General features: G+C 76.0%; 1 protein-coding gene and 1 pseudogene. Both read right to left on the bottom strand.

Annotation, left to right across the window (positions count from 1 at the left end):
- Window positions 1–865, bottom strand: an 865-nt coding sequence (locus KN815_RS48895) for an ABC transporter ATP-binding protein (protein WP_216348174.1), incomplete at its 3' end; no start/stop codon positions are given.
- A gap of 429 nt (window positions 866–1294) precedes the next feature.
- Window positions 1295–1832, bottom strand: a pseudogene (locus KN815_RS48900) (NYN domain-containing protein); the annotation flags it as partial.

The raw sequence follows: 1832 nt of genomic DNA on the forward strand, positions 1-1832 counted from the left end.
GCCCGGAGACGCCGCCGGCGGCCCGGGCCGCCTCGGCGGCGCTCCGCAGGGCGGCGACCTCGGGCACCTCCAACGGCGGCTCGGTGCGCCACACCAGCTCCAGCCGCACCTCGTCGGCGACCAGCGCCTTCAGCCCGGCGGGCGTGTCGCAGGCGATGACCTTGCCGCGGTCCAGCACGGCGACCCGGTCCAGAACCGTTTCCGCCTCGATCACATTGTGGGTGACCAGCACCACCGTCACCCCCCGCTCGGCCCGCCGCCGGTCCACGGCCGCCCATACGGCGCGCCGGGCGACGGGGTCCATTCCGCTGGTGGGCTCGTCCAGCACCAGCAGTGGCCGCTCCCCCACCAGCGCGGCGGCGACGCAGGCCAGCCGCCGCTGGCCGCCGGAGAGCTTCTTCAGCGGGCGCCCGGCGATCTCCCCGAGCCCCAGCTCCTCGATCACCGCGTCCCGCTCGGCACGGGCCGCGCGGGCCTCCAGCCCGCGCAGCCGCGCGGTGGTCTCGGCGGCGAGGGCGACGGTCAGCTCGTCCAGCGCGGTCGAGTCCTGGCCGAGGTAGCACAGCAGCCGGGCGGCGCGCTCGGGGTGGCGTACGAGATCGTGGCCGAGCACCCGCACGCTGCCCTCGTCGGGCCGCAGCAGGCCGGTGAGCTGCCGTACGAGGGTGGATTTGCCGGCGCCGTTGGGCCCGAGCAGCCCGAAGACCTCGCCGCGCAGCACATCGAGATCGACGCCGTCGCTGGCCCGGACGGCGGGCGTGGCGGGGGCGCCGCGGCGGCCGCGCGCCGCGGGATAGGTCTTGACCAGGCCGCGCACGGTGCACACCACATCGCCACTCGTCGCCTGTTTCGCGCCCGTCCTCACGAGCTATGAGGGTACGCGCCCAAACACCCGCTCCCGTCCTCGGGGCCCTCGGGGACGGATCGGAGGAGCACAGGACGACGAGGGTGGGCGGCCCGGCCGTGTCGGTGCCACCGGGGGTCGTGACGAGAACGGAGTACGTCCCGGGGAGCACCGCGGGCACGGAGCGGCGCGCCCGCCCAGGGTGAGCCCCCTGGACGGCAGGGGCTGCGGGGCGCCCGGCGGACCACACGGCGGAGCCGCATATCGACGCTTTTCCCTCCCCGCCCCTTCCCGATACCAAGGGCTCCCCCCTGGACCCCGGGGACCGGGGCGGAGCCCTGCCCCGCGGCGGAGCCGCATATCGATGCCGCGGGAAGGCGCGAGGAGGCGAGCGGCCTGCCGCGGGCGTCAAGATCCGCGGAACATCCCCCGGCCGCTCGACGCCTTGGCCTAGCCGCCCGTCTGGGCGTGCTCCGCGGCCGAGCGGAGGTCGATTTCGCGCCAGAAGCCCGCCCGGATCGCATAGCGGTCGTGCTCGTCGATCTGGTCGTCCTTGTGGGCCAGCAGCCCGAAGCGGGCCGCGTAGCGCAGCAGTTCACCGTCGATGCGGTGCGGGATGCGGGGGTACTCCGTGGAGATCTGGCGCAACGGGCCCGGTTCGGCGAGCCGGTCGGTCCAGCGGCGGGCGAAGACCTGGCCGACCTCGAACGGGTCGCCGCTGACGGCCGTGATGTCCTCCTCGCGGTCGGCCCAGCGCTGCTCGGCGCTGGTGAGCTGGGCCAGCATGGGGAGGTTGGCGGTCTCCGGAGGCTCCCCCACGGCGCCGGGGCCCCGGTCGACCCAGCCCTTGTCGGAGGACCAGCGCAGGGTGGCACCGGCGGCCTGCTGCCGCTCACCCTGACCGCCGGGCGCGGCCGGGCCGCGGCCCAGGTCGGCGAGGTCCTTGGGGGTGGGCACCCCCTTGCCGACGCCCGCCGCGGCGACGTCC

Source organism: Streptomyces niphimycinicus, assembly GCF_018883605.1.
Taxonomy (GTDB): domain Bacteria; phylum Actinomycetota; class Actinomycetes; order Streptomycetales; family Streptomycetaceae; genus Streptomyces; species Streptomyces niphimycinicus.